The 5655-nt window shown below is 48.1% G+C and carries 2 tRNA genes and 3 rRNA genes; all 5 read right to left on the bottom strand.

The features are described from left to right. Nucleotides 1–23: 23 nt before the first annotated feature. The 5 genes from rrf to JFC08_RS13375 all read right to left on the bottom strand — a co-directional run bounded on the left by rrf (nucleotide 24) and on the right by JFC08_RS13375 (nucleotide 5295). Nucleotides 24–138, bottom strand: a 5S ribosomal RNA gene (rrf, locus tag JFC08_RS13395). Between the two features lie 191 nt (nucleotides 139–329). Beyond that, nucleotides 330–3189 (bottom strand): 23S ribosomal RNA (locus JFC08_RS13390). Nucleotides 3190–3519: 330 nt separating this feature from the next. Then, nucleotides 3520–3595: transfer RNA gene (locus tag JFC08_RS13385), tRNA-Ala, on the bottom strand. A 9-nt stretch (nucleotides 3596–3604) separates the two neighbouring features. Next, nucleotides 3605–3681 (bottom strand) — tRNA-Ile (locus JFC08_RS13380). Between the two features lie 75 nt (nucleotides 3682–3756). Continuing rightward, nucleotides 3757–5295 (bottom strand): 16S ribosomal RNA (locus JFC08_RS13375). The 16S, 23S and 5S rRNA genes sit together here with 2 tRNA genes alongside, the layout of an rRNA operon. Nucleotides 5296–5655 lie beyond the last annotated feature (360 nt).

Raw genomic sequence — 5655 nt, 5'->3', positions numbered from 1 at the left:
AGGGGGTTTTACTTTGAATAGAGAGCTGACGATGACCTACTCTCACATGGACGAATCCACACTACCATTGGCGCAATGATGTTTCACTTCTGAGTTCGGGAAGGGATCAGGTGGTGCCATCATGCTATTGTCGTCAGCAAAGGGGGTTAGATATGAGTCTGTTATTTTTATTGTTTGACTATAAGTGTTTAGTTTATGGTCGATCAACTTGTAACCTAACTGAATCAAGGTTAAAGGTGATATCGAAATATTCTTTCTTTTATTCTATAAGCTTTCGCTTATACAAGATAGATTAATTAGAGCTTTCATACAAACCACTTGGGTGTTGTATGGTCAAGCCAAACGAGCAATTAGTACAGGTTAGCTACATGCATCGCTGCACTTCCACACCCTGCCTATCAACGTCGTAGTCTTCAACGGCTCTTTAGGGAAATCTAATCTTGAGGTGGGCTTCCCGCTTAGATGCTTTCAGCGGTTATCCCATCCGAACGTAGCTACCGGGCAATGCCACTGGCGTGACAACCCGAACACCAGAGGTTCGTCCACTCTGGTCCTCTCGTACTAGGAGCAGATCCTCTCAAATTTCCAACGCCCACGGTAGATAGGGACCGAACTGTCTCACGACGTTCTAAACCCAGCTCGCGTACCTCTTTAAATGGCGAACAGCCATACCCTTAGGACCTGCTTCAGCCCTAGGATGAGATGAGCCGACATCGAGGTGCCAAACACCGCCGTCGATATGAACTCTTGGGCGGTATCAGCCTGTTATCCCCAGAGTACCTTTTATCCGTTGAGCGATGGCCCTTCCATACAGAACCACCGGATCACTAAGACCTACTTTCGTACCTGCTCGACTTGTGGGTCTCGCAGTTAAGCGCGCTTTTGCCTTTATACTCTACGACCGATTTCCGACCGGTCTGAGCGCACCTTCGTACTCCTCCGTTACTCTTTAGGAGGAGACCGCCCCAGTCAAACTACCCACCATACATTGTCCTCGGTATTGTTATACCTGAGTTAGAACCCCAACATGACCAGGGTGGTATTTCAAGATTGGCTCCACCGAGACTAGCGTCTCGGCTTCAAAGCCTCCCACCTATCCTGCACAAGTCAGGTCAAAGTTCAATGTAAAGCTGTAGTAAAGGTTCACGGGGTCTTTCCGTCTAGCCGCGGGTACACAGCATCTTCACTGCGATTTCGATTTCACTGAGTCTCTGCTGGAGACAGCGCTGCCATCATTATGTCATTCGTGCAGGTCGGAACTTACCCGACAAGGAATTTCGCTACCTTAGGACCGTTATAGTTACGGCCGCCGTTTACTGGGGCTTCGATCAAGAGCTTCGCTTACGCTAACCCCATCAATTAACCTTCCAGCACCGGGCAGACATCACACCCTATACGTCCACTTTCGTGTTTGCAGAGTGCTGTGTTTTTAATAAACAGTTGCAGCAGCCTGGTATCTGCGACTGCCAACAGCTCAAGGAGCGTGTCCTATCACCATCAGCAGCGTACCTTCTCCCGAAGTTACGGTACCATTTTGCCTAGTTCCTTCAGCAGAGTTCTCTCAAGCGCCTTGGTATTCTCTACCTGATCACCTGTGTCGGTTTAGGGTACGATTCGTTTATAACTATTGCTTAGAAGCTTTTCCTGGAAGCATGGTATTTGCCACTTCACTGTACAAGTACAGCTTGCTATCAGATCTCAGCCATATAACAACCCGGATTTACCTAAGTTGTAAGCCTACATCCTTTCACCTGGACAACCAACGCCAGGCTGACATAACCTTCTCCGTCCCTCCATCGCATTATAAACAAGTATCGGAATATTAACCGATTTCCCATCGACTACGCCTTTCGGCCTCGCCTTAGGGGTCGACTCACCCAGCCCCGATTAACGTTGGACTGGAACCCTTGATCTTCCGGCGTGCGAGCTTTTCACTCGCATTATCGTTACTCACGTCAGCATTCGCTCTTGTGATACCTCCAGCATGCTTTACAACACACCTTCACAGGCTTACACAACGCTCCCCTACCACTTGAAAACAAATTCAAATCCGCAGCTTCGGCTCCTAGTTTGAGCCCCGTTACATCTTCCGCGCGGGCCGACTCGACTAGTGAGCTATTACGCTTTCTTTAAAGGATGGCTGCTTCTAAGCCAACCTCCTAGCTGTCTATGCCTTCCCACCTCGTTTCCCACTTAACTAGGAATTTGGGGCCTTAGCTGGCGGTCTGGGTTGTTTCCCTCTCCACAATGGACGTTAGCACCCACTGTGTGTCTCCCGGATATCACTCATCGGTATTCGGAGTTTGCATCGGTTTGGTAAGTCGGTATGACCCCCTAGCCGAAACAGTGCTCTACCCCCAATGGTGTTCGTCCGAGGCGCTACCTAAATAGCTTTCGGGGAGAACCAGCTATCACCGAGTTTGATTAGCCTTTCACCCCTATCCACAAGTCATCCCCTGGCTTTTCAACGACAGTGGGTTCGGTCCTCCGGTGCCTGTTACGGCACTTTCAACCTGCTCATGGATAGATCACTCGGTTTCGGGTCTATACCCTGCAACTAAACGCCCTATTAAGACTCGGTTTCCCTACGGCTCCCCTAAACGGTTAACCTTGCTACAGAATATAAGTCGCTGACCCATTATACAAAAGGTACGCGGTCACCCTAATAAATTAAGGCTCCCACTGCTTGTACGCACACGGTTTCAGGTTCTATTTCACTCCCCTCACAGGGGTTCTTTTCGCCTTTCCCTCACGGTACTGGTTCACTATCGGTCAGTCAGGAGTATTTAGCCTTGGAGGATGGTCCCCCCATCTTCAAACAGGATTTCTCGTGCCCCGCTCTACTTAATATGTTAACTCTAATGTTTCGAATACAGGACTATCACCTACTACGGTCAGCTTTCCCACGCTGTTCTTCTACATTAGAATTAATCGGCTTCTCCCCGTTCGCTCGCCGCTACTAGGGGAATCTCAATTGATGTCTATTCCTAAGGGTACTGAGATGTTTCACTTCCCCTCGTTCGCTTCCTAATAAATTAGGATACCTACCTTATGGTAGGTGGGTTTCCCCATTCAGAAATCTCCGGATCACAGGATATTGCCGCCTCCCCGAAGCTTATCGCAGGCTGTCACGTCTTTCATCGCCTCTGACTGCCAAGGCATCCACCATGTGCGCTTCATTACTTGACCATACAACCCCAAGTAGTCTTTCGACTTCTAAGTGTCATACAATCTAATTATGATAACGATATCACCTATGTTTATACGCTTGATTCAGTTCTCTTTACTTTTTTAATCACTCACCCCTGGGATAACAACTGATGTCGTTAAGAGGTGAGTGATTAAGGTTAGGAAGTGCGCGTGAACACGCTCTTCCTAACCCAGACTCATATCTATGTTTTTAAATAGTCTCTATGCTCTCGTCGAGTCACAGATTCTGTATAAAACAGAAGTAAATAATCAGTAATGATCACTTAATTCTATTTATACTATTAGCACTTAAAGCTTATTCGTCTATAGTGGTGGAGCCAAACGGAGTCGAACCGTTGACCTCCTGCGTGCAAGGCAGGCGCTCTACCAACTGAGCTATGGCCCCATTATAAAATGGTGGGTCTAAGTGGACTTGAACCACTGACCCCCGCGTTATCAACACGGTGCTCTAACCAGCTGAGCTACAGACCCAATTACGCTTGTTAAAACGTAAGCTTAAACTAAAGAACAACTTGTTGTGAATTCTTGCTGACCGAATGCCATCTATAAGGAGGTGATCCAGCCGCAGGTTCCCCTACGGCTACCTTGTTACGACTTCACCCCAGTCATCAACCACACCGTGGTGAACGCTCCCCCGAAGGTTAAGCTATCCACTTCTGGTGCAATCAACTCCCATGGTGTGACGGGCGGTGTGTACAAGGCCCGGGAACGTATTCACCGCGGCATTCTGATCCGCGATTACTAGCGATTCCTACTTCATGGAGTCGAGTTGCAGACTCCAATCTGGACTACGATAGGCTTTTTGAGATTCGCATCACATCGCTGTGTAGCTGCCCTCTGTACCTACCATTGTAGCACGTGTGTAGCCCTGGTCGTAAGGGCCATGATGACTTGACGTCGTCCCCGCCTTCCTCCAGTTTGTCACTGGCAGTATCCTTAGAGTTCCCGGCTTAACCCGCTGGTAACTAAGGACAAGGGTTGCGCTCGTTGCGGGACTTAACCCAACATCTCACGACACGAGCTGACGACAGCCATGCAGCACCTGTATTCTAATTCCCGAAGGCACTCCCGCATCTCTGCAGGATTCTAGATATGTCAAGACCAGGTAAGGTTCTTCGCGTTGCATCGAATTAAACCACATGCTCCACCGCTTGTGCGGGCCCCCGTCAATTCATTTGAGTTTTAACCTTGCGGCCGTACTCCCCAGGCGGTCTACTTATTGCGTTAGCTGCGTCACTAAGTCCTCAAGGGACCCAACGACTAGTAGACATCGTTTACGGCGTGGACTACCAGGGTATCTAATCCTGTTTGCTACCCACGCTTTCGAGCCTCAGTGTCAGTATTATGCCAGAAGGCTGCCTTCGCCATCGGTATTCCTCCAGATCTCTACGCATTTCACCGCTACACCTGGAATTCTACCTTCCTCTCACATACTCTAGCTCTACAGTTTCAGATGCAGTTCCCAGGTTAAGCCCGGGGATTTCACATCTGACTTATAGAGCCACCTACGCTCCCTTTACGCCCAGTAATTCCGATTAACGCTTGCACCCTCTGTATTACCGCGGCTGCTGGCACAGAGTTAGCCGGTGCTTATTCTGCAGCTAATGTCATCGTCCATGGGTATTAACCATGGAGTCTTCTTCACTGCTTAAAGTGCTTTACAACCAAAAGGCCTTCTTCACACACGCGGCATGGCTGGATCAGGGTTTCCCCCATTGTCCAATATTCCCCACTGCTGCCTCCCGTAGGAGTCCGGGCCGTGTCTCAGTCCCGGTGTGGCTGATCATCCTCTCAGACCAGCTACAGATCGTCGCCATGGTAGGCCTTTACCCCACCATCTAGCTAATCCGACTTAGGCTCATCTAATAGCGAGAGCAGTAAACTGCCCCCTTTCTCCCGTAGGTCGTATGCGGTATTAATACGAGTTTCCCCGTGCTATCCCCCACTACTAGGTAGATTCCTAAGTATTACTCACCCGTCCGCCGCTCGTCAGCGAGAAGCAAGCTTCTCCTGTTACCGCTCGACTTGCATGTGTTAAGCCTGCCGCCAGCGTTCAATCTGAGCCATGATCAAACTCTTCAGTTTAATCTTGCTATGAAGCTCTTTAAAGAAGCTTCTAAACTTGGCTCATCTAATCTGGCAAAATCGCTAAAAATTATGTTCGTAATGAATTAACTTTGAGTTTTTCTGCTGTCTTAAATGATAATTTTTATAGTTAGAATCAACTCCGAAAAGGAGTTAAAACCAACTTTATTTTTTAGCATTCTGAATCAGCAAAAATCCACACAAGTTGTTCTTTAGTTATGCTTTTAAATAGTGCTCAATCACTGTCGTCCAGTAACTGATATATAGGGTAATTCTCTTGCTGTTTAGTCTCAATCCCTTTCAGGTCAAGCTATCTAGCGAGCCGACTATCTTATCATAATGATTTGAATTGTCAAGCTT

Source organism: Psychrobacter cibarius (assembly GCF_016107535.1).
In the GTDB taxonomy this organism is placed as follows: Bacteria; Pseudomonadota; Gammaproteobacteria; order Pseudomonadales; family Moraxellaceae; genus Psychrobacter; species Psychrobacter cibarius.
This window is presented reverse-complemented; position numbering and strand designations above follow the sequence as displayed.